Origin of the sequence: Streptosporangium sp. NPDC000239 (assembly GCF_040300765.1) — a bacterium.
Classification (GTDB): Bacteria; Actinomycetota; Actinomycetes; order Streptosporangiales; family Streptosporangiaceae; genus Streptosporangium.
The window spans coordinates 358697-384789 of sequence record NZ_JBEPEI010000004.1; the positions used below are offsets into that span (position 1 = coordinate 358697).

23 protein-coding genes are annotated in these 26093 nt (G+C 70.3%); 11 read left to right on the top strand and 12 right to left on the bottom strand.

Annotated elements, in window-relative coordinates:
* Positions 1-30: 30 nt before the first annotated feature.
* From ABT340_RS13925 to ABT340_RS13935, 3 genes are all read right to left on the bottom strand, one after another.
* Positions 31-654: a hypothetical protein gene (locus tag ABT340_RS13925; protein WP_352011079.1), complete on the bottom strand. Its 624-nt coding sequence runs from the start codon at positions 652-654 to the stop codon at positions 31-33.
* A complete protein-coding gene (locus tag ABT340_RS13930; RefSeq protein ID WP_352011080.1) occupies positions 638-1915 on the bottom strand; it encodes an aspartate aminotransferase type Ic in 1278 nt (425 codons plus the stop codon). The genes ABT340_RS13925 and ABT340_RS13930 overlap by 17 nt, the downstream gene beginning before the upstream one ends.
* Positions 1916-2032: 117 nt before the next feature.
* Entirely contained in the window at positions 2033-3040 is a 1008-nt protein-coding gene (locus tag ABT340_RS13935) for an aldo/keto reductase (RefSeq protein WP_352011081.1), read from the bottom strand.
* Between the two features lie 106 nt (positions 3041-3146).
* Between ABT340_RS13935 and ABT340_RS13940 the strand changes: the two genes are divergently transcribed.
* Both ABT340_RS13940 and ABT340_RS13945 read left to right on the top strand, forming a co-directional pair.
* Entirely contained in the window at positions 3147-3689 is a 543-nt protein-coding gene (locus ABT340_RS13940) for a TetR/AcrR family transcriptional regulator (RefSeq protein ID WP_352011082.1), read from the top strand.
* 136 nt (positions 3690-3825) lie between these two features.
* Complete coding sequence (locus ABT340_RS13945; RefSeq protein ID WP_352011083.1) at positions 3826-4569, top strand: group II truncated hemoglobin; 744 nt, start codon at positions 3826-3828, stop codon at positions 4567-4569.
* A gap of 2 nt (positions 4570-4571) precedes the next feature.
* On the opposite strand, the gene ABT340_RS13950 is transcribed toward ABT340_RS13945, so the two are convergent.
* Together ABT340_RS13950 and ABT340_RS13955 are read right to left on the bottom strand one after the other, a co-directional pair.
* On the bottom strand, positions 4572-5540 hold the full coding sequence (locus tag ABT340_RS13950; protein WP_352011084.1) for a magnesium transporter CorA family protein: 969 nt from the start codon (positions 5538-5540) through the stop codon (positions 4572-4574).
* Positions 5541-5560: 20 nt separating this feature from the next.
* Positions 5561-6616, bottom strand: a complete 1056-nt coding sequence (locus ABT340_RS13955) for an FAD-dependent oxidoreductase (RefSeq protein ID WP_352011085.1) — start codon at positions 6614-6616, stop codon at positions 5561-5563.
* Positions 6617-6853: 237 nt separating this feature from the next.
* On the opposite strand from ABT340_RS13955, the gene ABT340_RS13960 reads away from it, so the two are divergent.
* Positions 6854-7285: a hypothetical protein gene (locus ABT340_RS13960; RefSeq protein ID WP_352011086.1), complete on the top strand. Its 432-nt coding sequence runs from the start codon at positions 6854-6856 to the stop codon at positions 7283-7285.
* 71 nt (positions 7286-7356) lie between these two features.
* Here ABT340_RS13960 and ABT340_RS13965 read toward each other — a convergent pair whose 3' ends face one another.
* The gene (locus ABT340_RS13965) at positions 7357-8553 is read right to left on the bottom strand and encodes a benzoate/H(+) symporter BenE family transporter (protein WP_352011087.1); all 1197 of its coding nucleotides are present in this window, start codon (positions 8551-8553) and stop codon (positions 7357-7359) included.
* A gap of 130 nt (positions 8554-8683) precedes the next feature.
* On the opposite strand from ABT340_RS13965, the gene ABT340_RS13970 reads away from it, so the two are divergent.
* Together ABT340_RS13970 and ABT340_RS13975 are read left to right on the top strand one after the other, a co-directional pair.
* Positions 8684-9250: a helix-turn-helix domain-containing protein gene (locus ABT340_RS13970; RefSeq protein WP_352011088.1), complete on the top strand. Its 567-nt coding sequence runs from the start codon at positions 8684-8686 to the stop codon at positions 9248-9250.
* 241 nt (positions 9251-9491) lie between these two features.
* Positions 9492-10736, top strand: coding sequence for an MFS transporter (locus ABT340_RS13975; RefSeq protein ID WP_352011089.1), 1245 nt, complete (start codon positions 9492-9494; stop codon positions 10734-10736).
* On the opposite strand, the gene ABT340_RS13980 is transcribed toward ABT340_RS13975, so the two are convergent.
* Positions 10717-11466, bottom strand: coding sequence for an MBL fold metallo-hydrolase (locus ABT340_RS13980; RefSeq protein WP_352011090.1), 750 nt, complete (start codon positions 11464-11466; stop codon positions 10717-10719). The genes ABT340_RS13975 and ABT340_RS13980 overlap by 20 nt on opposite strands.
* A gap of 182 nt (positions 11467-11648) precedes the next feature.
* Positions 11649-12077: a hypothetical protein gene (locus tag ABT340_RS13985; protein WP_352011091.1), complete on the bottom strand. Its 429-nt coding sequence runs from the start codon at positions 12075-12077 to the stop codon at positions 11649-11651.
* A 121-nt stretch (positions 12078-12198) separates the two neighbouring features.
* Between ABT340_RS13985 and ABT340_RS13990 the strand changes: the two genes are divergently transcribed.
* Both ABT340_RS13990 and ABT340_RS13995 read left to right on the top strand, forming a co-directional pair.
* Complete coding sequence (locus ABT340_RS13990) at positions 12199-13029, top strand: putative RNA methyltransferase (RefSeq protein WP_352011092.1); 831 nt, start codon at positions 12199-12201, stop codon at positions 13027-13029.
* Between the two features lie 175 nt (positions 13030-13204).
* A complete protein-coding gene (locus ABT340_RS13995; RefSeq protein WP_352011093.1) occupies positions 13205-14971 on the top strand; it encodes a S9 family peptidase in 1767 nt (588 codons plus the stop codon).
* Here the strand turns inward: ABT340_RS13995 and ABT340_RS14000 are convergent, their stop codons facing one another.
* Positions 14972-16510, bottom strand: coding sequence for a PP2C family protein-serine/threonine phosphatase (locus ABT340_RS14000; protein ID WP_352011094.1), 1539 nt, complete (start codon positions 16508-16510; stop codon positions 14972-14974).
* Positions 16511-16631: 121 nt separating this feature from the next.
* Here ABT340_RS14000 and ABT340_RS14005 point away from each other — a divergent pair, with 121 nt between their 5' ends.
* The gene (locus tag ABT340_RS14005; protein ID WP_352011095.1) at positions 16632-20810 is read left to right on the top strand and encodes a HAMP domain-containing protein; all 4179 of its coding nucleotides are present in this window, start codon (positions 16632-16634) and stop codon (positions 20808-20810) included.
* Complete coding sequence (locus tag ABT340_RS14010) at positions 20811-21443, top strand: response regulator (protein WP_352011096.1); 633 nt, start codon at positions 20811-20813, stop codon at positions 21441-21443.
* Positions 21444-21532: 89 nt separating this feature from the next.
* Here ABT340_RS14010 and ABT340_RS14015 read toward each other — a convergent pair whose 3' ends face one another.
* On the bottom strand, positions 21533-22759 hold the full coding sequence (locus ABT340_RS14015; RefSeq protein ID WP_352011097.1) for an NYN domain-containing protein: 1227 nt from the start codon (positions 22757-22759) through the stop codon (positions 21533-21535).
* A 267-nt stretch (positions 22760-23026) separates the two neighbouring features.
* Between ABT340_RS14015 and pyrE the strand changes: the two genes are divergently transcribed.
* Entirely contained in the window at positions 23027-23563 is a 537-nt protein-coding gene (gene pyrE, locus ABT340_RS14020) for an orotate phosphoribosyltransferase (protein ID WP_352011098.1), read from the top strand.
* Here pyrE and ABT340_RS14025 read toward each other — a convergent pair whose 3' ends face one another.
* Together ABT340_RS14025 and ABT340_RS14030 are read right to left on the bottom strand one after the other, a co-directional pair.
* Entirely contained in the window at positions 23564-23971 is a 408-nt protein-coding gene (locus ABT340_RS14025) for a hypothetical protein (protein WP_352011099.1), read from the bottom strand. It lies immediately after the preceding gene.
* A gap of 88 nt (positions 23972-24059) precedes the next feature.
* The gene (locus ABT340_RS14030; RefSeq protein WP_352011100.1) at positions 24060-24779 is read right to left on the bottom strand and encodes a DedA family protein; all 720 of its coding nucleotides are present in this window, start codon (positions 24777-24779) and stop codon (positions 24060-24062) included.
* Positions 24780-24946: 167 nt separating this feature from the next.
* Here ABT340_RS14030 and fbaA point away from each other — a divergent pair, with 167 nt between their 5' ends.
* Positions 24947-25969: a class II fructose-bisphosphate aldolase gene (fbaA, locus tag ABT340_RS14035; RefSeq protein WP_352011101.1), complete on the top strand. Its 1023-nt coding sequence runs from the start codon at positions 24947-24949 to the stop codon at positions 25967-25969.
* The last annotated feature ends 124 nt before the right edge of the window (positions 25970-26093 follow it).

Below are 26093 nucleotides of genomic sequence, written 5' to 3' on the forward strand. Positions count from 1 at the left end.
CGCCTGACCGGCGTACCCGCGAGCCGGCCCCTACGTGTCTGAGGAACCGTCCGTCGGCACGCGCCTGAGGACGGCCAGCGCCTTCGAGGCGGCGTCGCGCACCGCGGGCTCCTCCTCGGCCAGGCACGCGGCCACCGCCTCGGTCAGGTACGGCACCGCGGCCCTGAGATCGAGGACGACCTGGGCCATGATCACCTCAATGGCCTCCTCGTCCCAGACGTCCTCGCTCTCCTCGGAGTCTTCGGAGTCCTCGCTGAGCAGCGTCTCCAGGGTCGCGGCGATCTCCGCCTCCCGTCCCCGGGGGTCGGCCGCGGCCCTGATCTCCTCCTGCGGCACCTCGGGCTGGGCGGCCTCGCCGACCTCCCCGAGGAAGTCCAGCAGTACGGCCCGCAGCGGCGCCGAGGCCACCCGGCGCCGGGCCGTACGGGGATCGGACAGCAGCCCGGCGACGACCAGCGCCGCGGGCGGGGTTGCCGACCAGGGCGTTCCCTGGTGGATCACCGCCGCCCACAGGTGGTCGACGGCCTTGACCCGCGCCCGCTCGTCGTCGCCGGCCAGCGCGTCGAGGTGGGCGGGAACGTCGACGGCGACGCCGTAGGCGTGGAACAGCCGCGACCAGTCAGGCTCGCCCAAGCCGTTACCGGGCCTGCTCAAGCAGCTTCTCCGTGCCGACCAGGCGGACGCAGACGGCCAGGCCGCTGATCGCCAGCTCGACCTCGGGCAGCTCGGGGTAGGTGGGCGCGATGCGGATGGTGCTGTCGGCGGGGTCGTCGCCGTAGGGGTGGGTCGCACCGGCCGGGGTCAGCGCGATGCCCGCCTCCGCGGCGCGGCTGACCACCTGGCGGGCGCACCCCGGCAGCACGTCGAGGCTGATGAAGTAGCCGCCGAGGGGCTTGGACCAGGTGGCCAGGCCGGTTCCGCCGAGCTCCTTGCCGAGGATCAGGTCGACCGTGTCGAACTTCGGCCGGATCAGCTCCCGGTGGCGGCGCATGTGGTCGAGAACGCCCGCCTCGTCCTTGAGGAACTCCACGTGCCGCAGGTGGTTGATCTTGTCGGGACCGATGGTGCGCTTGCCGGTGTGGCCGAGCAGCCAGGACACGTTCGCCGGGGAGGAGCCGAAGAACGCGACGCCGCCCCCGGCGAAGGTGATCTTCGAGGTGGAGCCGAAGACGAAGGCGCGGTCGGGGTTTCCGTGCTCCGCGCACAGCGCCAGGATGTCGGCGATCTCGACCTGGGTGTCCGTCAGGTGGTGTACGGCGTAGGCGTTGTCCCAATAAATCCGGAAATCGGAGGCGGCCGTCGACATGGCGGCCAGGCGCCGTACGGTCTCGTCGGCGTAGGAGACGCCGTTGGGGTTGCTGTACTTGGGCACGCACCAGATGCCCTTGATCTGGGCGTCCTGCCGCACGAGGTCCTCGACGACGTCCATGTCGGGGCCCTGGTCGTTCATCGGCACCGGAATCAGCTCGATGCCGAAGCGCTGGGCCAGCGCGAAGTGACGGTCGTACCCCGGCACCGGGCACAGGAAGGCGACCCTCGGCTCGTCCACCCAGCGGCGTTCGCCACCGGGCACACCGCTGAGCAGCGCGTGGACGAGGGTGTCGTGCATCAGGGACAGGCTGGAGTTGTTCGCCGCGACGAGCTGGGCGGCGGGCACCTGGAGCAGGCCGCTGAAGATCGCCCGAAGCTCGGCCAGACCCTGCCCGCCACCGTAGTTACGGCAGTCGGTCCCGTCGGCGGCGGTGTGGCCGCTGGGCAGCGTCAGCATGGCGGAGGCCAGGTCCAGCTGGCCGGCCGAAGGCTTGCCCCGGGTGAGGTCAAGCGAGAGACCGCGCTGGACGAGCGCGTCGTAGTCGCGCCGGGCGCGGTCACGCTGAGCGGTCAGCTCGTCGAGGTTCAGAGCCGAAAAGGTCACGGGATTTCCTTCGCCTGCTGGTCAGAATGGCCTTCGCAGAATAGAACAGCCGGAAAGCGGGTTATCTGCCGGGTACGGCATGCCATACCCGGAAATATCAGCTTTTCCGAAGTTCGATCAGAAGGACGCCCCGGTCACGGGACGGCGCGCGGGCCGGGAGACCTCCTCAAGCCGGGCGGCCAGTTCGGCGGGAAGGCCGAGGGCGAATCCGGCCGCGTTCCGTTCGTACTGCCCCAGGTCGCGCGGGCCGATGACGACCGAGGTGACGCCCGGCCTGGCGGCGACCCAGGCGATGGCCACCTCGACCGGCGTGACGCCCAGTTCGGCGGCGACCCCGGCCACCTCGTCCGCGATGCCGTGACTGCGCTCGCTGAGCATCTCCCCCGCCCAGCGGTCGGCCGCGGGGCTGGACATCGCCAGCAGGGAACTCATCCTGCTGTCCGGGCCGGGGGCGACACCCCTGCGGTAGCGGCCCGCCAGGACACCGCCGCCGAGCGGGGCGTAGGTGACGACGCCCAGACCGTGGCGTTCGCACGCGGGCAGGATCTCCGCCTCGATCAGCCTGGCCAGCAGGGAGTACTGCGGCTGGAGGCTGACCATTCTCGTGCCCCCGACGCGTTCGGCGGCCCACTGCGCCTCCACGATCTGCGGCGCGGTGAAGTTGGAACAGCCCAGATAGCGGACCTTTCCCGAACGGACGAACCCGTCGAGGGTCGCCATCGTCTCCTCAACGGGGGTCTCGGGGTCCCACTGGTGGCACTGGTAGAGGTCGATGTAATCGGTGCCGAGACGTCGCAGGCTCGCCTCAAGCGCCCTGGTCAGGTGCGCCCTGGACAGTCCCCGGTCGTTGGGGCCCGGCCCCTGGGGACCGAAGGCCTTGGTCGCGACGACCACCGAGTCCCGGCGTCCGCGCAGCGCCTTGCCGACGATCCGTTCCGCCTCGCCCGCGTGGTAGATGTCGGCGGTGTCGATGAAGTTGTTCCCCGCGTCGAGGAAGGCGTCGATGACGCGGATCGCCTCCGCCTCCTCGCAGCCGCCCACGCCGGGACCGGTGCCGAAGTTCATGGTGCCCAGGCAGGCGCGAGAGACCTTCAGGCCGGAGCCGCCGAGCCGTACGTGATCCATGGAAATACCCCCGATAGAATCGGAACCAGCGTTCCGCTTGGAATGCGCGAAACGATACGGAACGCTTGTTCCGGTTGTCAACGATCGTGAAGAACGGAGGGCGAGGATGCGCACGGACGCACAGCGCAATCTGGCGCGCGTGCTGAGCGCGGCGGAGGAGGTCCTGACCCGCGACGGCCTCTCCGCCCCCATGCGGGCGATCGCCGCGCGGGCCGGGGTCGGCGTGGGCACGATCTACCGGCAGTTCCCCACCAAGGAGGCCCTCTACCAGGCGATCGTCGTCGACCGTCAACGCAGGCTCGCCGAGGAGGCGCGGGCGTTGGCGGAGGCGGCCGAACCCGGCGCCGCGTTCTTCGCCTTCTTCGCCCGCGTCGTGGAGGACGCCACCCCGAAGAAGATCTTCGCCGACGCCCTGACCGAGGCCGGGATAGACGTCAAGGCCGCGACCGCGGGAGCCCACGACATCCGCGGCGCCGTCGAGACCCTGCTGGTCCGCGCCCAGCAGGCGGGCGAGGTGCGCAGGGAGGTGGAGATGCCGGAGATCCTGGCCCTCCTGACCGCCGCCTGCCTGGCCGCCCAACACCAGAACTGGGACGAGACCCTACGAACCAGAGCACTCGACGTCGTCTTCCACGGCCTGCGCCCCTGAGGGCCCATCGGGAGGCGGGAGCACCGGACGCCCTGAAGACGCACCGCCCCCGGGACCGGACGCCCCCGCCAGGCCGACGAAGGTGGCATGAAACGGTGATGTAATGTCGATTACATAGTTACAAGGGAGTTGTGTGATGGTTGTTGAGTACATCCGCTACCGGGTTCCCGACGGGGAGGAGTTCGAGGCCGCCTACCGGCGTGCCGTCGTGCCGCTCGGGCGGGCGCCGCAGTGCCTCGACTACGAGCTGTCCCGCTGCGTCGAGGAGCCCGAGTGCTACGTCCTGCGCATCACCTGGACGTCGGCCCACGACCATCTCCAGGGCTTCCGCGGCAGTGAGCACTTCCAGGAGTTCTTCGCGGAGATCAAGCCGTATGTGTCGAACATCGAGGAGATGCGGCACTACGAGAAGGTGATCGAGAAGACCGAGCCCACGTTGTTCGAATGGGCCGGGGGCGCGCAGGCGCTCGAACGGCTGACCGAGACGTTCTACGGGCGGGTCATGGACGACGACCTGATCGGGCCGCTCTTCGCGCACATGGATCCCCGCCACCCCGCGTACGTGGCGATGTGGCTCGGCGAGGTCTTCGGCGGCCCCGCCCGCTACACCGGAGAACGCGGCGGCCACTCGCACATGATCTCCCACCACCTCGGCAGGGGCATCACGGAACCGCAGCGCCGTAGGTGGGTCAGCCTGCTCATGGACGCGGCCGACGAGGTCGGCCTGCCCTCCGACCCGGAGTTCAGGGCGGCGTTCGCGGGCTACATCGAATGGGGCACCCGGCTGGCCGTCCACTTCTCCCAGCCGGGCGTCTCCCAGCCGGGCGAGGAGCCGGTGCCGCGCTGGGGCTGGGGCGTCATGCCGCCCTACCAGCCCTGACGCTACAGCCAGCCCTTGCGTTTGAAGGCGGTGTAGAGGGCGGCCGAGGTGATCACGATGGCCAGGGTGGAGATCCAGAAGCCCGCCGTGTGGCCGAAGCCCGGGTAGGGGACGTTCTGGCCGTAGAAGCCGGTGATCATCGTGGGCACCGCGATGATCGCGGCCCAGCTGGTGATGCGCTTCATGATGTCGTTGAGCCGGAAGCCCTGCTGGTTGATGTGGGCCTCCCTGACATTGCCGACCAGCTCGCGCAGGGAGTCCGTCCACTCCGCCGCCCGCAGGGTGTGGTCGTAGACGTCCTGGTAGTACGGCGTCAGCGCCGGGTCGACCATCTCCACGCTGCGCCGCAGGAGACTGCCGACGACCTCCCGCACCGGTACGGCCAGCCGCCGGAAACGCACCAGTTTCTTGCGCATCTCGAACGTCAGCCGCTGGATGTGCACCCGGTCCCCCGGCACGTCGGCGAACAGGTCGTCCTCAAGCGCCTCGACCCGGTCGTCCATGGCCTGCAGCACGTCGAAGTAGCCGTCCACGACGTAGTCGAGCAGGCCGTGCAGCAGGTACGGCACGCCGTACCTGGCCATCTCGGGGTTGGCGTCCCAGCGCCTGACCACCTCGTCGATGTCGAAGCCGGGGTTCTCCCGCACCGTCACCAGGGCGTTCTTGGTGACGAAGACGGATATCTCGACGAGGTCGAGACTCCCGCTGTGCAGCTTGGCACCGTAGACGGTGATGAACAGGTGGCTGTCGTAGCTGTCCAGCTTGGGGCGCTGGTGGCTCTGCAGGGCGTCCTCGACGGCCAGGTGGTGGAGTCCGAGCTCCTCGCTGATCGTCTCCAGGTCGGCGGGCGTCGGCGAGCACAGGTCGAACCACACCACGGCGGAGGGGTCCCCGACATGCTCGGAGACCTCGCCGATGGGGAAACCCTCGGCCTTCAGAGCCCCGTTGCGGTACAGGCGGGTGCGGTCCATGGCGTTTCACACTAACCCGGTCAGGCGGCCTCGGAAACGGCTTCGAGAAGCCTCCTGATGTGCCTGACGGCGGTACGGCCCGCGCGGTTGGCCCCGATGGTGCTCGCAGAGGGACCGTATCCGACCAGGTGGACGCGGGGGTCGAGGACCGCGACGGTGTCCTCGACCCGGATGCCACCGCCGGGCTCGCGCAGACGCAGCGGGGCCAGGTGGTTGACGACGGGCCGGAACCCGGTGGCCCAAAGGATCACGTCGGCCCTGACAAGATCACCGGTGTCATCCCAGACCACCCCTTCGGGGACGATCCTGTCGAACATCGGCAGCCGGTTCAGCGTCCCGGCCGCCATCGCGGCCCGCACCTGGGGGGTCAGCGGGTAACCGGTCGCGCCGACCACACTGCCCGGCGGCAGGCCCGCCCGGACCCGGGCGTCCACCCTGGCGACGGCCGCACGTCCCGCCTCCTCGTCGAACGGTCCCTCGCGGAAGACCGGCGGGCGGCGGGTGACCCAGGTGGTCGTGGTGACGCGGGCGATCTCCATGAGGAGTTGCACCCCGGAGGCGCCCCCGCCGACCACCACGACGTGCCTGCCCACGAACTCCTCGGCGCTCACGTAGTCGGCGGTGTGCAGTTGCCGTCCGGCGAAGGTCTCCTGCCCCGGGTAGCGCGGCCAGAAGGGGCGTTCCCAGGTGCCGGTGGCGTTGACCAGGGCACGGGCCGACCAGTCGCCGGCCGAGGTCCGCACCAGCAGCCTGCCCTCGGGCCCCTCCTCGACGGAGCGCGCCTCGACCGGGCGCAGCACCGGCAGGTCGAAGGTCCGCTCGTAGCGGGCGAAGTACTCGGAGACGACCTCCGCCGAGGGACGGCCGGGGTCGGGGTCGCCCAGCGGCAGGCCGGGCAGGTCGTGCACCCGGTGCGTGGCGCCGAGGGTCAGCGAGGGCCAGCGGAACTGCCAGGCGCCGCCGGGAGCCGGTGAGCGGTCGAGCACGACGAAGTCGAGACCGGCCCTCTTCAGGAAGTAGGCGCTGGACAGCCCGGCCTGCCCCGCTCCGATGACCACGACGTCGATCTGCGTCATGCTCCCTGGCAACCACGGCCCGTCCACGGATAATCCCCTGCGAATCCCCCACCCGGCCGAACGCGCGCCTGACCATGTCAGCCGCGGACGCCTCCACACACGGCCCGACGCGCACCGGACCATGTCGGGCCGCCCACCTCGGGCGATCCCCCCTCCTGCGGCCGGACCCGCATAATCGGGCCGTCCCGGGGCAGTTTGGGTGACCAGCACAGCACAAGCAGCCCGAGATGAGGTCACATGTTGGTTCTTGGAGTCCTCCTGATCGTCCTCGCGGGCGCGACTGTGGTCGCGGTCTCCTGGGACGAGGCCGCCACCGCGACGGCGACCGCGACGTTCACGGTCTTCGACCGCACCCTCCAGCTCTCCCAGCTGGAATTCTTCTTCGCCGGAGCCGCGACCGGCGCGGTCTTCCTGCTCGGCCTGGCCCTGCTGATCGCCGGGACCCGCCGCTCCGCCGTACGGCGAAGCAGGCTGCGCGCCTCCCGTCTTGAGGCGCGTGACCGCATGAACCGCCTGGAGCGGGAGAAGCAGGAGCTCGAACGCAAGCTCGCGGAGACCCCCGAGACGGCCGACCCCGAGACGACGGCCCCGCACCCCCGTGTCGAGGTTCCCCGTCAGCACTCGGCCGACCAGCTCGTCGCGGGCCGCCACACCCGCCCGTCGAAGTAGGGACCACGAGGTGGGACCGCGCCTTCCCGCCCGGTACGGCTCCGCGCCCGGCCGCCGGACGGGAAGGCGGGTCAGCGTAGGGCGGGCTCGGCCTTCTCCTGCTCCGCCGGAGCCACCGGAGCCTTCCGTCCGCCGTACAGGAGGGTCATCAGGCCTCCGGCGACCAGACCCCAGAAGGCGGCGCCGATCCCGAACAGGGTCATCCCGGAGGCCGTGACCACGAAGGTGATCACGGCCGCCTGCCTGCCGTCCGGGTCGGCCAGGGCCGCGGCGAGCGCGGAGACGAGCGCGCCGACGAGGGCCAGGCCCGCCACGGCCTCGATGAGCACCGGCGGGGAGAGCAGGACCAGCGCGGTGGCCAGTCCGGAGCCGACGCCAAGGACGATCATCGAGACACCGGCCGTGACGGAGGCGATCCAGCGGCGTCCCGGGTCGGGGTCGGCGTCGGGGCTCGCGGCCAGGGCGGCGGTGATGGCGGCCAGGTTCACCGCGTGACCGCCGAGGGGGGCGCCGACCGTGCTGGCCAGACCGGTGCCGAGCAGGATGCCGCGCAGCGGGGGGCGGTAGCCGTACTGGGCGAGGACCGCCATGCCCGGCACGTTCTGGGAGGCCATGGTGACCAGGAACAGCGGCAGGGCGACGCTGATCATGGCCTGGGGGCTCCAGGTGGGGACGGTGAGCTCCACGACCGGGCGGATGCCCACGGCGCCGAGGCCGGAGCTGGTCAGCGCGATGGCCACGACCGCGACCAGCAGGGCGCAGGGGACGGCCCACCGGGCGGCGAAGCGGCTCAGCAGCGCCCAGGTGAGCACCACGGGGGCGGCCATCAGCGGCACCTCGCCGAGCGCCCTGACCGGGGCCACGCACAGGTCGAGCAGGACCCCGGCGAGCATGGCGCTCGCCATAGGGGCCGGGATGGCCGCGACCAGGCGGCCGAGCGCGGGGAAGAGCCCGGCGGCGACGATCAGCAGGCCGCAGACGACGAAGGCGCCGACGGCCGCGGGGAAGCCGCCCTCGACGGCGCCGGTTGCGACCAGCAGCGCGGCGCCGGGGGTGGACCAGGCGATGGTGATCGGCATCCGCCGCCACAGCCCGAGACAGATCGCGACCACCCCGTTGGCCAGGCACAGGGCGAGCAGTCCCGACGCCGCCTGGTCCTGGTCCGCGCCGACCGCCCGCAGCCCGGCCAGGACCACGGCGAAGGAGCTGGCGAAGCCGACGAGCGCGGTGACGATCCCGGCGAGGGCCGGTTGCAGAAGGCGTGACATCGTTCTCCGTTCTCCGCCCGGCGGCACGCGACCCCGCCCGACGGCATGCGCATCTCACCCGACCCGTTCCGAACGACGCGCGGACGATCGTTCCGTAAACGGAACAGCGGGCATGCTGCACCATAGCCCCATGGAGTGCCACTCACAAACCCCTCGTCCAGCTCTGGAGAGCAACACTCACGACATCGGCCTGCGAATCCGCCAATTGCGCGAGGAACGCGGCATGTCGCTCTCCGAACTGGCCCGTCGTGCGGGCGTGGGGAAGGCCACCCTCTCCGGCCTGGAGAACGGCACCCGCAATCCGACCCTGGAGACGCTCTGGTCGGTGACCGCCGAACTCGGCGTGCCGCTGGCCGTGGCCCTCGGCACCGCCCCCGCCGCCCCGGGCACCACCATCAGGGGTACGGCCGTCGCCGCCGTGCTCCTTGAGGTGTTCGAGGAGAGGGAGGTGACCTACGAGCTCTACCGGATGACGGTCCCGGCGGGCGCCGCGCAGACCTCCCCGGCCCATCACCGGGGGGTGACCGAGCACATCACGGTCTTCTCCGGGACGCTCAGGGTCGTCGCCGCGGACCGCACGCTGACGGCCGGGGCGGGCGAGCACATCGGCTGGGTGTCGGACGTGCCGCACTCCTACGAGGCCGTCGGCGACCGGGATGTCCACGCGAGCCTGCTCATCCGCTACCCACGACGCTGACGCCCATCCACGACATCAGCGTCACCTCGGCCCCATCCAGGACACGACACCGAAACCCGACCACGATCCCGCCCGCCCAAAGCCGGCCCGGGGCACGCACCGCCCACAGCCCGTCCGGAGCGCGACACCGAAGCCCGCCCACTACCCGCCCAAAGACGACCCGGGGCACACGTACCGCCCACAGCCCCACCCCGGGGACCCCAATGGTTCGGCAAAAAGGGCATAAACGTATATTCATCCCATGACTCCACGAGCCAAGGCGGGGCTCTTCTGGGCCGTGGGCGTCCTTGCCTACGTGATCGCGGTCTTCCACCGCCAGTCCCTCGGCGTCTCCAGCATCGAGGCCGCCGCGCGGCTCGGGGTCGGCGCGGCCGGGCTCTCCGTCCTGGCGATGCTGCAGCTGCTGGTCTACGCGGCCATGCAGGTGCCCGTCGGGGTGCTGGTCGACCGGTTCGGCTCGAAGCGCATGCTGGTGACCGGCGCGGTCGTGATGGGCTGCGGCGAGCTGGTCTTCGCGTTCGCCGACGGGCTCACCGGCGGCATCGCGGGCAGGGCGCTGATCGGCTGCGGCGACGCGATGACGTTCATCAGCGTGATCCGGCTGGTCAACGTCCACTTCTCCGCCCGCCGCAACCCGCTGATGGTTCAGCTCACCGGCCTGATCGGGCAGGTGGGCGCGATCGCCTCCACGGTGCCGCTGATCCACTCCCTGCGCGTCAACGGCTGGACCCCGACCTTCGTCGGCGCGGCCGGGCTCGGGGCGGTCTCGGCGGTGCTGCTGCTGGTCGTGCTCCGCGACGCCCGGCCCGCGCGGACGGCGGAGCGGCCGAGCCTGGGCGCCGCCTGGGCCGAGCCGGGGACCCGCCTCGGCATGTGGACCCACGCGGCGACCCAGTGCTCGGCCGCCGCGTTCCTGCTGCTGTGGGGGTATCCGTTCCTGGTCCAGGGGCAGGGCCTGTCCCCCGCGACGGCGGGTGTGCTGCTGTCCACGCTGACGCTGTGCGGCATGGTCTGCGGACCGCTGATGGGCTACCTCGCGGGCCGTTTCCCCTTCCACCGCTCACGGATGGTGTTCGTCGTGGTCGGCAGCACGGCCGCGGCGTGGACCGCCGTACTGGCCTGGCCGGGACGGGCCCCGCTGTGGCTGCTGGTGGTGCTCGTGGTCGTGCTGGCCTCCAACGGGCCGGGGTCGATGATCGGCTTCGACTACGCCAGGACCTTCAACCCGGCCGCCAGGATCGGCGCGGCGACCGGCATCGTCAACGGCGGCGGGTTCGTGGCCTCGATGTCGTTGATCGCCCTGGTCGGGATCGTCCTCGACCTGACGGGGCAGACGACCCTGGAGTCCTTCCGCTGGGCCCTGGCCGTCCAGTATCCGATCTGGGCGCTGAGCGCCCTCCAGGTCCTGCGTTACCGGCGCAGGACCCGGAGGCTGCTGGCGGCCGTACGGACGGCCGAGCCCGAGGTCACCCCCCAAGCCGGGTGAACGGCTCGGCGAAGTGGGCGGTGGCGATCACGCCCCGCTCGGCCTCGACCTGTTCGAGCAGCTTCGTACGGGTGACCACGGCGAGGTCGGGATCGTCGTCGTACAGGTAGGGGATCGACGGATCGGCCAGCTGCACCGGGTGCAGCACCACGTCACCGGTCAGCACCAGGTCTCCCACCCGGACGACCTGGTGACCGGGTGTGTGGCCCGGGGTGTGCAGGACCCTGATGCCGGGGAACACCTCGGCCCCGCCCTCGACGACCTGGACCCGCTCGCCCAGCGGCCTGACGAACCGGTCGAGGGCCGTCTCCTCCGCCGTCTCGATCTCGGCCCGCTGGAGCAGGTGCCTGGCGTTGGGGAAGGCGGGCGACCCGCCGACCACGACGCCACTCGCGTGGTCGCTGTGCAGGTGGGTGACGACCACCGCGTCGATCTCCTCTGCGGTGACGCCGACCCGCGCGAGCTCCGCGCCGAGCACGCCGGGAACCGGCGCCCAGCTCGCGGCGGGCGAGTCCTCCGGCCCGACCCCCGTGTCCACCAGCACCGTACGGCCGGCCGCGTCACGCAGCAGGTAGCAGTGGAAGTGCAGCACCCACTCGTCGGTCTCCCGGTGCCCGCCCCCGGGGAACAGCTCCGTCAGCGGGCGCCGGACCGTCCCGCCCATCGGGCCCACGGCGTCGCAGAGCGGGAACACCTCGACTCCGGCGACTGTCATCGGCTGATGTGGCATCGGCTCTCCTGTTCGTCCACGGCTTGACGGCGCTATGGCGAATGTGGGTGTGACGCACCGCAGGCCGGGCCGCGTGCGATGATCCGCCCATTCTCCCTCACCGCCCCTTTCCTCTCCCCGTGCCGACCCGTCCGAGGTCTCCCGACCAGGGCGCCAGGGGTGTCAAGCCTCGCCGACCCCGCTCAGTACGCCAGGTCCTCGTTCCTGATCGAGTCGACCCGGCAGTACCCGAGTGAACGCGTCCTGCGGTCGTAGAGGCAGATCTTGATGTCGACCCTCGTGATCTCGCCGTCCGAGCCGAGCCGGTAGGAGCCACTGGGGGCGCATGTCACGCGCGGCTGCGCCCACCCCGTCCCACCGCCCGTGTAGTGGAACCTGGCCCTGATGTAGGCGCAGTGGTCACGGTGCGGGTCGCGGTCGTAGAGCGTGCCGTACACCTTGAACGTCTCGGCGCTGAAAGAGGTGATCCTGACGGTCGCCTTCGCGTAGCCGCCGTGGCCGGCCGAGGTCCTGACCGACCCCAGCCGGTAGTCCGCCGCGGCGGGAAGCGCGGTGACCGGGCCCGCCGCGAGGGCCACGAGGACGGCACCGGCGAAAAATGTCCTTCTCATGCTTCGAATTTGTACGGCCCGCCACTTGGAACCGGCTTGTACGGCACTGAGTTGAATTCCCCTTCAGAACAGGACGAGGGGCCGGGGCGGGGCACTCCCCGGGAGGCGGGATGATGGACGGATGCTGGCCGACGTCGTCCATCTTCTCGTCTGCCCGGTCTGCGGCGGCGACCTGGCCCTCGACGAGCGGGCCGTACGGTGTGACACGGGACACACCTTCGACGTGGCCAGGCAGGGATACGTCAGCCTGCTGACCGGTTCGCGGGCGCCGGGGACGGCCGACAGCGCGGACATGGTCGCGGCCAGGGACGCCTTCCTCGGGGCCGGGCACTTCGCCCCCCTCGCCGAGGCCGTCGCGGGCGCCTGCGGTACGGACGCCGGGGTGGTCGTGGACGCGGGGGCGGGCACGGGGCACTACCTGGCCGGGGCGCTCGACCGGCTGCCGGGGGCGGTCGGTGTCGCGCTCGACGTCTCCAAGCACGCGCTCAGGCGGGCCGCGCGGGCCCATCCCCGGCTCGGCGCCGTCGTGGCCGACGTGTGGCGGCCGCTGCCTCTCAGGAGCGGTTCGGCCGAGGTGTTGCTGAACGTGTTCGCGCCGCGCAACGGTCCCGAGTTCGCCAGGGTCCTCGCGCCCGACGGCACGCTGGTCGTGGTCACCCCGACCTCCAGGCACCTGGAACCGCTGGTCGAACGGCTCGGGCTGCTCTCGGTCGACCAGGACAAGGAGCGGCGGGTCGCCGACAGCCTGGGCGACCGGTTCGTCGAGGCCGGGCGGAGCCTGCACGAGTTCGGCATGGCCCTCGGACGTGACGCGGTCGAGGCCGTCGTGGGCATGGGACCGAGCGCCTGGCACACCGATTCTCACGCTATGCGAGCGAGGATCGCAGACCTACCGGAATCCAGTGAAGTGACGGCTTCTTTCTATATGTCTATCTTTCACCGCCGTCTCTGATCAAGCCGTTAACTTGACAGATGCCTCCGAGATTCGTGTTACTGGAGTGACATTTAGTCCGAAATTCCCACACATTAATGAAGCAAACCAGTGGTGGAGGCGACATACTGGACGGCAATCCGGCGAGCCCGCGCCTGGACGCTTGAAGCCACGCCTTGACGAGGGGAAGCGATATATGAAGGCGGAGGAACGCTGGCAATCCAGGTTCCGAGCGCCCCGCGTGACCTTGCCCGTGTGGGCGCGGCGGGCCCCCGCCAGGAACGTCTACCGGAGCAACGCCTCGGGCACCTGGGAGATCTACGCCTGGGACCGCACGACAGGCGCGACCCGCCAGGTGACCACGCGTCCCAAAGGCACCTCGCACGGCACGATCGACCCCACCGGGAAGTGGGTCTGGTGGTTCTCCGACACCGACGGTGACGAGTGGGGCGGCTGGATGCGCCAGCCCTTCTACGGCGGCCCCGACGAGCCCATCGACCTGGAGCCCGGCTTCCCCTCGGGAATCGCCCTGGCCGCGACGGGTGAGGCGGCCATCGGCATGGCCAGGCCCGGCGAGGGCTTCACCGTCAGCCTCGTACGGCCCGGCGAACCCGCCCGGGTGATCTACGAGCACACCGAGGCCGCCTCCGTCGCCGCGATCTCCCTGGACGGCTCCCTCATCGCGATCAGCCACAGCGAGCACGGCGACTCGCGCCACCCCGCGCTGCGGGTGCTCAGACGCAACGGCACGGTGGTCGGCGACCTGCGCGACGGCGAGGGCAAGGGCGTGCTGGGCCTGCGCTTCGCGCCCGTGCTCGGCGATCGCAGGCTGCTGGCCCTGCACGAGCGCAGAGGCCGCAGGGAGCCCCTGGTCTGGGACCCGGAGACCGGCGACCAGCGGGAGATCTGGCTGCGCGACTCCGGTGAGATCACCGCCGACTGGTACGACGACGGCCGTTCCCTGCTGCTCGTGCGGGCCAACCGGGGCCGTACGTACCTGCACCACTACGACCTTCCCGGCGGCAGGATGTCCCCGATCGACACCCCGCACGGGGTGATCGACGGTGCCACGCCCCGGCCCGACGACTCCGTCGAGTACTCCTGGTCGAGCGGCGCCCACCCGCCGGTGATCAGGTCGACCAACGGCCACATCGTGGTGAGCCACGGCGGCCCGACCGCGCCGCTGTCCGTACCGGTCGAGGACCTGGACGTCGAGGGGCCCGGCGGGCGCATCCACGCCCTGGTCTCACGCCCGGAACGCGGCTCCGGCCCCTTCCCCACGGTCTTCCTGCTGCACGGCGGCCCGACCTCGCAGGACGACGACTCCTTCGTGCCTCAGGTGGCCGCCTGGGTCGACCACGGCTTCGCCGTCGTGCGGATCAACTACCGAGGCTCGACCGGGTACGGCTCCGCCTGGCGGGACGCCCTGGTCGGTGAGGTCGGCCACATCGAGCTGGCCGACGTGGCCGCGGTGCGGACCACCATGATCGAACGGGGTATCGCCGACCCCACCCGCCTCGTGCTGGCGGGCGCCTCCTGGGGCGGCTACCTCACGCTGCTCGGCCTGGGCACCCAGCCGGGGATGTGGGCGGCGGGCATCGCCACCGTACCCATCGCCGACCACCTGGCGACCTACCGCGAGGAGACCGAGGCGCTGCGGGCCTACCACCGCGCCCTGCTCGGCGGCTCCCCCGAGGAACAGCCCGAACGCTACGCGAGGTGCTCCCCCATCACCTACGTCGACCAGGTCGAGGCCCCGGTGCTGATCCTGGCCGGAGAGAACGACCCCCGCTGCCCCATAGGACAGATCGAGACCTACGTCTCCCGCCTGGCCGAACGCGACCACCCCCACGAGGTCTACCGCTACGACGCCGGCCACGGCTCCCTGGTCGTCGCCGAACGCATCACCCAGATGTCCGCCCAACTCGACTTCGCCCGCAAACACATAACCCCAGGCCCCTGATCACCTAGCTCTTAGAACCACGATCGCCAGGTCGTCCGCGCTGGGTTCCGTGGCGAAGTCCTGTACGGCGCGGCGGATCCGTTCGGCGACCGCCCGCGCGGACAGTCCCACGCACTCGGCGAACAGCTTGGCCAGTCCCCCGTCGTCGTCGAGCAGCCTGCCGCCCTGGCGGCGTTCGGTCACCCCGTCGGTCACCGCGAGCAGGACATCGCCGGGGTCGAGGTGGACGAGCTGGGCCTTGAACGTCGCCTCGGGGAAGACACCGAGCAGCGACTGGGAGGTCACCACCGTGTCCACGACGCCGCTCGGCCGCAGCCGTAGCGCCTCGGGGTGGCCCGCGGAGACCATGGAGACGTCCAGCCCGGTCGGCACCGGCTTGATCTCCCCGTGCAGCAGGGTCAGGAAGCGGGCGCGGTCGCCCTCTTCGAGGATGGCCTGGTTGAGGCGGTCGAGGACGGCGGCGACGCCGTACCCCTCTCTGGCGAGCAGGCGCAGGGTGTGGCGGGCGAGGCCGGTGACGGCGGCGGCCTCGGGGCCGGTGCCGCAGACGTCGCCGACCGCGAAGCGCCAGCAGTCGTCCCCGGCCGCGAACAGGTCGTAGAAGTCGCCGCCGACCTCGTTGGTCTCACCGGCGGGCTCGTAGACGACGGCCGGGTCGAGGCCCGGGATCTCGCCGGGTTCGTCGGGAGGCAGCAGGCTGCGCTGGAGCGCCCGGTTGGCCGCGGCCTGGGTGGCGTAGAGCCTGGCGTTGTCCATGGCGAGGGCGGCGCGGCGGCCGATGTCCTCGGCGTACTGGAAGACGTCCTCGGCGAAGTGGTCGGGGCGCCCCAGGCACATCGCGCCGAGTGCCCTGCCCCTGGCCAGCAGCGGGACGACGAGCACCTGCCAGTCGCCGAGCTGCATGGCGCCGCCCGCCTGCGGTATCTGGACGGTGGCGAGTTCCTCGCGCAGCCCGTCGATGCCGCGTTCGTCGGTGTGCCACAGGTAGGCGGGGCGCTGCGGGCCGCCGTTGTCGCTCCAGGTGTAGACGGCGCACCAGGTGGCCAGGCGGGGCACCACGATCTGCGAGATGATCGCGGGCACCATGTCGGGGTTGAGGGTCCCGGCGAGCAGGTCGCTGGCGTTGGCGAGGAAGCCCATCCAGAGCGGCCCGCGGCTCGGCTCCTCCGCCTTCCACTCGGCGGCCTGCCCCTCGGCCTCGCCGGACAGGCCCAGTACCGCCCAGTGGGTACGCTGGTCGTCGGTGAAGGTGACGCCCCACTCCTCCACCGGCACGGTCGGGCGTTCGAACGCCGGCTCCGAGGTGTCCTGCCGCCGCACCTCGATCCGCAGGCCGTCGCCGAGGTGACTCCAGACGACCTCGAACGGCGCGTCCCCGGCCTGGCGGGCGAACTCCGCGACCAGCCGCTCGGCGGGCGTGAGCAGGGACGCGGCCGCCCAGGCGGTCATCACCTCCATGGTGAACCGCCTGGCTGCCGGGACGGCCGTGTCTCCTGGGGCGAATGTCGCGGCCAGGACGGCGCGGGGAGCGTTCGTCACTGTTCCGTGCCTACCACACTTGCTGCTGACATGGGGTAAATCGAAGGCGGGACTCGGAGTTGCGCACCGTGACAGACTGGGATGACTCACGGCTGCGCCCCCCGGGAGTCAAGGAGGTCTCATGACCACGGCCAACACCGTGTCTGGCGTCGAAGAACGACGGTACACCGAATCGGACCTGCAGCCGATTCTCCAGACACTGATCACCTGGCGCGATGGCGATTTCCGCCGCCGGGTGCCGCATGCCCCGCCGGGCATCCTGAGCGAGATCCGCCTGCTGCTCAACGAGGTGGCCGACCGCCGTGAGCATCTCGCGAACGAGTTGCACCGGGTGCGCCGGGAGGTGGTGCGGGAGGGCCGCTTCGGTGAACGTCTCTCCCCCGGCCCCGGGGTCGGTTCGTGGACGGAGAGCGTCGATTCGGTGAACGCTCTGATCGACGCGTTGGTCGGCCCGGTCAGCGGGGCCGCGGACGTGATCGACGCGGTGGCCAAGGGCGACCTGTCGCGCAGGATCGACCTGGTTCGCGGTTCCCGGGGCGAGGTGCGCCGCCTCGGCAAGGCGATCAACGGCATGGTCGACCAGCTCTCGCTGTTCACCTCGGAGGTGACCCGGGTCGCGCGCGAGGTCGGCACCGAGGGTCGTCTGGGCGGCCGGGCGAACGTGCGGGGCATGTCGGGCAGCTGGAAGGACCTGACCGAGGCCGTGAACACGATGTCCAGCCGCGTCTCGGCGCAGGTGCGCGACATCGCGCTGGTCACGACGGCGGTCGCGAAGGGCGACCTGAGCCGCAAGGTCACCGTCGACGCGGTCGGCGAGATGTTCGAGCTGAAGACCACGGTCAACACGATGGTCGACCAGCTCTCGGCGTTCGCCGAGGAGGTCACCAGGGTGGCCCGTGAGGTCGGCACCGAGGGTGAGCTGGGCGGTCAGGCGCAGGTCCGCGGGGTCTCCGGCGTGTGGAAGGACCTCACCGACAACGTCAACTTCATGGCGGGCAACCTGACGACGCAGGTCCGCGCGATCGCCTCCGTCGCCACGGCGGTGGCGCAGGGCGACCTGTCGAAGAAGATCACCGCCGACGCCCAGGGCGAGATCCTCCAGCTCAAGGACACCCTCAACACGATGGTGGACCAGCTGTCCATGTTCGCCGACGAGGTCACCCGCGTCGCCCGCGAAGTGGGCACCGAGGGACAGCTCGGCGGCCAGGCCCGCGTCCGAGGCGTCTCCGGCGTCTGGAAGGACCTCACCGACAACGTCAACTTCATGGCGAACAACCTGACCTACCAGGTCCGTAACATCGCCGAGGTCACCACGGCCGTCGCCAACGGCGACCTGACCAGGAAGATCGACGTCGACGCCCAGGGTGAGATCCTGGCGCTGAAGACCACCATCAACACCATGGTCGACCAGTTGTCCTCCTTCGCCTCCGAGGTGAGCCGGGTGGCGCGCGAGGTCGGCACCGAGGGGCAGCTCGGCGGTCAGGCGCAGGTTCCCGGCATCTCGGGCACCTGGAAGGACCTGACGGACAACGTCAACGTCATGGCCAACAACCTCACCACGCAGGTCCGGCAGATCGCGGCCGTCTCGACCGCGGTGGCGCAGGGCAACCTGTCCAAGAAGATCACCGCCGACGCGCAAGGTGAGATCCTCCAGCTCAAGGACACCCTCAACACGATGGTGGACCAGCTGTCCATGTTCGCCGACGAGGTCACCCGCGTCGCCCGCGAGGTCGGCACCGAGGGACAGCTCGGCGGCCAGGCCCGCGTCCGAGGCGTCTCCGGCGTCTGGAAGGACCTCACCGACAACGTCAACTCGATGGCGAACAACCTGACCTACCAGGTCCGCAACATCGCCGAGGTCACCACCGCCGTCGCCAACGGCAACCTCACCCGCAAGATCGACGTGAACGCCCAGGGTGAGATCCTGGCGCTGAAGACCACCATCAACACCATGGTCGACCAGTTGTCCTCCTTCGCCTCCGAGGTCACCCGGGTCGCCCGTGAGGTGGGTTCGGAGGGCAAGCTCGGCGGCCAGGCCCGGGTCGAGGGCGTCGAGGGCATCTGGCGGCGGCTCACCGAGAACGTCAACGAGCTCGCGGGCCGCCTGACCACGCAGGTCCGCGCGATCGCCGAGGTCACCACGGCCGTGGCCAGGGGTGACCTGACCCGTTCGATCACCGTGGACGCCGGGGGTGAGATCGGCGAGCTGAAGGACAACATCAACACGATGGTGTCCAACCTGCGCGACACCACGAAGGCCAACCAGGAGCAGGACTGGCTGAAGTCCAACCTGGCCAGGATCTCGCGTCTGATGCAGGGCCACCGCGACCTGATGGAGGTCGCCAGGCTGATCATGAGCGAGCTGACCCCGCTGGTCGCGGCCCACTACGGCGCCTTCTACCTCGCCGACCCGTCCGGTGACCACGACCTGCACCTGATCGCCGGGTACGGCGCCCGCCCCGGTTCGCGGATCAGGCAGCGCTTCGCGACCGGCGAGGGCATCGTGGGGCAGGCCGCCATGGACGGCAAGGGCATCTTCCTGGGAGAGGTCCCCGCCCGATACCTGACCGTGGACACCGGGTTGAGCAGTTCGGTGCCCGCCCAGATCATCGTGTTGCCCGTCCTGTTCGAGACGCAGGTCCTGGGAGTGCTCGAACTGGCCTCCTTCAGCCAGTTCAGTGAGATACACCATGACTTCATGAACCAGCTCGTCGAGACAATCGGCGTCACGATGAACACGATCATCGCCAACTCCCGGACGCAGGACCTGCTGACCGAGTCGCAGCGTCTGACCACCGAGCTCCGTGAACGCTCCGACGAGCTCCAGCGCCAGCAGGAGGAGCTGCGCCGCTCCAACGCCGAGCTTGAGGACAAGGCCGCCCTGCTGGCCAAGCAGAACCGCGCCATCGAGATCCAGAACTTCCAGATCGAGCAGGCGCGCCGTACGTTGGAGGAACGGGCCGAGCAGCTGGCGGTGTCCTCCCGCTACAAGACCGAGTTCCTGGCCAACATGTCCCACGAGCTGCGCACCCCGCTGAACAGCCTGCTGGTGCTGGCCAAGCTGCTCACCGAGAACGCCGAGGGCAACCTCACCGTGCAGCAGGTCGAGTTCGCCAAGACCATCCACGGCGCGGGTTCCGCCCTGCTCCAGCTGATCAACGACATCCTCGACCTGTCGAAGGTCGAGGCGGGGCGGATGGACATCCATCCGCAGCGCATCTCGCTGCCCAAGCTCGTCGACTACTTCGAGGCGACCTTCGCCCCGCTGGCGCAGGACAAGGGGCTGTCGTTCGCGGTCGAGGTCGACCCCTCGGTCCCGCAGGAGCTGCGCACCGACGAGCAGCGCCTGCAGCAGGTGCTGCGCAACCTGCTGTCCAACGCGATCAAGTTCACCCCCAAGGGCGAGGTACGGCTGCGCGTCGTCCGCGCCCCCTCGAACGTCCCCTACGTCGACGACACCCTGCGTGGCGCCGAGGGCACCCTGGCCTTCGAGGTGATCGACACCGGCATCGGCATCGCCGCCGACAAGCTGGAGTTCATCTTCGAGGCGTTCCGGCAGGCCGACGGGACGACCAGCCGCAAGTACGGCGGCACCGGCCTCGGTCTGTCGATCTGCCGGGAGATCGCCCGCCTGCTCGGCGGTGAGATCCACGTCGCCAGCGAGGTCGGGCAGGGCAGCACCTTCACGCTGTACCTCCCGCCCTCCTACGTCGGCCCGCTGGCCTCACGGGACGGCGGCGCCGCCGTCTCCGAGACGCTGCCGCGCGGCCAGACGATCGTGGGGGTGGCCGAGGAGCCCGAGGAGCTGCCCGAGATCCCGATGCCGGAGGAGATGCCGGTCTCGCACTTCCCGAAGCAGGAGACCAAGACGTGGAAGGGCGACGATCCGCTCACCGGGACCAAGATCCTGATCGTGGACGACGACATCCGCAACGTGTTCGCGCTGACCAGCGTGCTCGAACGGCACGGCGCCACGGTCGTCTTCGCGGAGAACGGCCGTGAGGGCATCGAGCAGCTCGAACGCAACGAGGACGTCGCCCTCGTGCTGATGGACATCATGATGCCCGAGATGGACGGTTGGGCGACCACGTCGGCGATCCGCCGGATGCCCCAGTTCGCCGAGTTGCCGATCATCGCGCTGACCGCCAAGGTCATGCGCGGCGACCGGGAGAAGAGCATAGCCTCGGGTGCCTCGGATTACGTTCCCAAGCCCGTGGACGTCGACCGGCTACTGGAACGGCTGCGCGGCTGGCTCACCAGGGGCAGGCCGGCGGACGACTCCAACGAAGGGGCACAGTAGATGGCGGACCGCGCCAAGATCCTCCTGGTCGACGACCGGGAGGAGAACCTCATCGCGCTTGAGGCGATCCTCAGTTCGCTCGATCTGGTGCCCGTACGGGCCAGATCGGGAGAGGAGGCGTTGAAGGCCCTGCTCAACACGGAGTTCGCACTGATCCTGCTGGATGTGCGAATGCCCGGCATGGATGGGTTCGAGACCGCCTCGCACATCAAGCGCCGTGAGCGTACCCGCAACATCCCCATCATCTTCCTGACGGTGGTGGACAGCGCCCCCGACTACGCCTTCCGCAGTTACGCGGCCGGGGCGGTCGACTATCTCACCAAGCCGTTCGACCCCTGGGTGTTGCGGGCCAAGGTCGCGGTCTTCGTCGAGCTGTACAACATGAACCGCCGTCTGGCCGAGCAGGCCTTCATGCTCCGTGACCGGCTGGCCTCCGAGATCCCCTCGGGGGAGGCCGACGTCCATACGGCCGTGCTGCCGGAGCTGTCCGGGAGGCTGACGGCCGTTGAGGAGGAGCTCGCCCGGGTCGTCGAGCTGGCCCGCAAGGGTGGCGACCCGAACCTCGTCGGCCCCCTGTCCGACCTCTCCCACCGTCTCAACCATCTCAGGGCCGGTTTCGACGCCCTCTCCTGACACGGAGCATGAGGCCGCCGGGGACCTTCCCCGGCGGCCTCACCGTTTTCAGGCGACGGCTTTCACGCGGCGGCCCCGGGGCCGGGAACCTAGCGGCGGGCGCGTTCCAGGGCGTCCCAGAAGCCCCGGCGCAGGGCGTGACGGACCTCGTCGTGCAGCAGGAAGTCGATCGGCAGGGAGGAGCCCTGCAGGAGGCGGGCCTCAAGGTCGGAGGGCATCCGTGGCTTGCGGGCGAGCACGGCCTCAAGCCACAGGGCCGGGGCGTCCTTGGCGACGGACTCGCCGAAGTCGTATCCCTCCTTGTGCGCGGCCTTCACCGCCTCGGAGAGGGTGGTCGTGCCGTTGCCGCCCGTGCTCTGCTGCGGGACGGGCGCGGGGTGCGGCCCGGTGTAGGCGCCCATCTGACCCGGCCGGTAGGCCGAGGGCCCGCCGGTGCCCGCCGAGCCGTACGGCGGCTGCGGCGAGCCCGCCGAACCGCCCTGGCCGGACGAGGCGGGCGGGGCCGGAGCCTGCTGCTGCGGCTGCGGTTGCGATTGGGGGACAGGCGGCGCCGGGGGCGCGGGCGGAGGCGGCTCGGTCGAGTATCCGGGATAGGTGGGCAGCGCGTGGGCGGCCCGCGAGGGCGGGACGGCGGGCATGGGGCCGGTCTGCGAGGGCCCGGTGCCGAGGGAGACCACGGGGGCCTGCCCGTTCGCACTCGTCCTGCCGCCGGTGGGCAGCGCGGGGGTCTCGGTCGTCGCCGAGGTCACCGCGGGGGTGACCGTGACGCCGACCGAGACGCTCGACGTCACGGTGACGTACGGCCTCAGATGGGAGGCGCTGATCTCGATCAGGTCGTCGCACTCCTGGCGGAGCGAGCGCGAGACGGCCCAGCTGCCGTCCGCGGTGATGTGCACGACGGTGACCCGGACCCCGAAGTCCTGGGCGTCGCACACGACCTGGGCCAGGTCCTCGTCGCCGCTGACCACGACCGCGTCGCAGACCGCGCCGTTGCGTGCCAGGGTCATCAGGTCGCGGTGGACCTGGGCGTCCACACCCTCGCGGCGGCCGGGACGGATGCGGGACAGGCGGAGCTTGAGCCCGGGAAGGTCGGCCAGCGCGTCATGCTCGGGAGTGCGACGGCCCTCGACGGTGGCCTCGTACCAGTAGCAGCGCAGCAGCGGCAGGCCGGTGCGTTCCCTGGAGAGTTCGTTGAGCAGGGAGAGCAGCCCCCGGTAGTCCCACGAGACCTCCTCCCGATGACGGGTACTGTGCACCGCCATAGCGCCGTCGGCCAGCAGATATCCAGCGTCCACGAAAAGCGCGCAGCGATCCACGCGAAACCGCCCTTTCTTGCGTGGCCCGGCCCTTCCGGCTCACAAACGCCTGAAAGAACCCCTTGAGAGACCAGAACAGGCGGCCCTTTCTCAGGGTAATCAAGCCGCTGATCGTCCGAGGGTGAATCCCGACGATTCGACCCGCGCATGACCATACGCCGGAGGGTTTACGCAGACCGTACCAGTTTGTCCCGTTCTTGAGGCCCCCGCGGCACGTGGATTCGCCCGCCGCACGAGGCTCTCGGCGGCCACCCTAACCTTGTTGCCATGAGCGATCGCGAGAACCTGCTGACCAAGATCAAGGACAAGGGCGTCGTGCACGGAAAGGTCGTGCTGTCCTCCGGCAAGGAGGCCGACTTCTACGTGGACATGCGCAGGGTGACCCTCGACGGGCACGCGGCGCCGCTGGTCGGCCGGGTCATGCTGGACCTCACGGAGGACCTCGACTACGAGGCCGTCGGCGGGCTGACGCTGGGCGCCGACCCGGTGGCCACGGCCATGCTGCACGCCGCGGCGGCGCGGGGCCGCAGGCTCGACGCCTTCGTCGTCCGCAAGGCGCAGAAGGCGCACGGCATGCAGCGCAGGATCGAGGGGCCGGACGTGGCCGGGCGGCGGGTGCTGGCCGTCGAGGACACCTCGACGACCGGTGGTTCCCCGCTGACGGCGGTCGAGGCGCTGCGCGAGGCGGGCGCCGAGGTCGTCGCGGTCGCCACGATCGTGGACCGTGGCGCGGCCTCGGCGATCGCCGCCGCCGGCCTGCCGTACCTGACCGCCTACACCCTCGGGGACCTCGGCCTGGCCTGATCAGTCACGGGAGACGGTGAACTCCTGGCGCTTCCCCGGACTGCCCGGGGGGCGCTCCTCCCCGTTCACCAGCACCTTGACCGAGGCGGAGTCGGCCAGCACCACTTCGAGCTTCCGCTCGAAGGAACGGACCTGCTCGCCGTCGTCCATCTCCCGGTTGATCAGCACGTCGCCCCCGGCCTCCTTCAGGAAGACCGTGGGGCAACGTTCCCGTACACACCGCACCACGACCGTGGGCACCCGCCGCGGCGAGGCGGCGGAGGGCTCAGGGGACGGCGGAGTGACGGTCGGCGTCGGCTTCGGGGCCGCGACGGAGAGCGCTCCCGACAGGGACCTGACGCCGATCACGACCAAGGCGACGAGCGCCAGCACCGCCAGAGCCGCGAGGCCGAGGCGCGCTATACCCATCGGATCAGACCTGTGGCGTCCCACAGTGTGGAGAGTAGCGGCAGGCAGCGGACCTGGGAGGGGCTTCGGCCGGACTGAGGAAGAACGGTCAGAGACCGGGCTCACCAGGGGTGCCGGTCGGCGCGCCCCGGTGGTGCCTGCCCTGCGGAGTCTGTACGGCCTTGCCCTCCTTGCGGCTCTTCAGGACCTCCCGAATGATCGGGATGACGGACAGCAGGATGATCACAAGGGCGCCCGGCAGGATGTACCTGTCGACGTTGGGCACCGCGGAGCCGACCAGGCGGCCGAAGATCAACAGGCTGTCGGTCCACAGCACGGCGCCGACGCAGTTCCACAGGAAGAACCGCTTGGCGTCCATGCCGAGCGTGCCCGCGACGGGGTTCAGGAACGTCCGCACGATCGGGATGAACCTGGCGATGACCACCGCCCTGGCCGGGCCGAACCGCTGGAAGTAGTATTCGGCCTTCTCCACGTACTCCCGCTTGAAGAGCCGGGAGTCGGGCCGGTCGAACATCTTGCGGCCGTATCTGGCGCCGAGGTGGTGGCCGAGCTGGGCCCCCACGATCGCGCAGAGGGGAGCCAGGACGAGCAGCACCGGGAACGAGAGCGGTTCCAGGCCGGGTATGGCCTTGGCCGCCTCGGCCGTGCTGAACACCCCCGCCGCGACGAGCAGCGAGTCACCTGGCAGGAAGAAGCCGAGCAGCAGCCCGGTCTCGGCGAAGATGATGCCGAGCACGCCGATGGTGGCGAACGGGCCGAGAAGGCCGAGCCACCACTTCGGGTCGAGGATGTTATGCAGGAGGTCCATCGGCGTGAAGCCTACCCGGGCAAAGCCCCCGGATCGAGAGATCTTCGCGGGCACAAGTGTTGCCCGGACTGTCCGGCTGGGAAGGAACCCGGAATACTGGCTGAGGGCCTGGCCCCGGCCGGACCCCGCGCCAGCAGTTCACCGCCGTCTCTAGGGAGATGACACCGATGCCCATCGCGACTCCAGAGGTCTACGCCGAGATGCTCAACCGGGCCAAGGCCGGTGAGTTCGCCTACCCGGCGATCAACGTGACCTCGTCCCAGACCCTCAACGCCGCGCTCAGAGGGTTCGCCGAGGCGGAGAGCGACGGCATCATCCAGGTTTCGACCGGTGGCGCCGAATTCCTCTCCGGAACCACCGTCAAGGACATGGTGACCGGCGCGACCGCGCTGGCGGAGTACGCCAGGGTCGTCGCGGCCAAGTACCCCGTGACGGTCGCCCTGCACACCGACCACTGCCCCAAGGACAAGCTCCCCGGCTTCGTGCGGCCGCTGCTGGACATCTCCCTCGAACGCGTCGCCCGCGGCCAGGACCCGTTGTTCCAGTCGCACATGTGGGACGGCTCCGCCGTACCGCTTGAGGAGAACCTGGACATCGCGCAGGAGCTGCTGGACAAGACCGCCCGCGCGAAGATCGTCCTTGAGGTGGAGATCGGCGTCGTCGGCGGCGAGGAGGACGGCGTCGTCGGAGAGATCAACGAGAAGCTCTACACCACGGCCGAGGACGCCCTGGCCACCGCCGACGCCCTCGGTCTGGGCGAGCGGGGCCGCTACATGCTGGCGGCGACCTTCGGCAACGTGCACGGCGTCTACAAGCCGGGCCACGTCAAGCTCCGCCCCGGCGTGCTGAAGGAGATCCAGGAGGCCGTCGGCACGAAGTACGGCAAGGAGAAGCCCTTCGACCTGGTCTTCCACGGCGGTTCCGGTTCGCTGCTCGAAGAGATCCACGAGGCGATCTCGTACGGCGTGATCAAGATGAACATCGACACCGACACGCAGTACGCCTTCACCCGCCCGATCGCCGACCACATGTTCAAGAACTACGACGGCGTGCTCAAGGTGGACGGCGACGTCGGCAACAAGAAGGCCTACGACCCCCGTTCGTACGGCAAGGCGGCCGAGACCTCTATGGCGGACCGTATCGCCGAGGCCTGCCGGCACCTGAAGTCCGCGGGCACCAGGCTCACCTGAGCCTGAGCCTGAGTCCTTCGAGCCCGGGTCCGCCTTCGGACCCGGGCTCCTCTCGTCCGGAGATCCCGGCGGCCCGCCCCGTCCGGAGGCCCTGACCGGCCGCTTCGTTCGGAGGCTCCGGCGG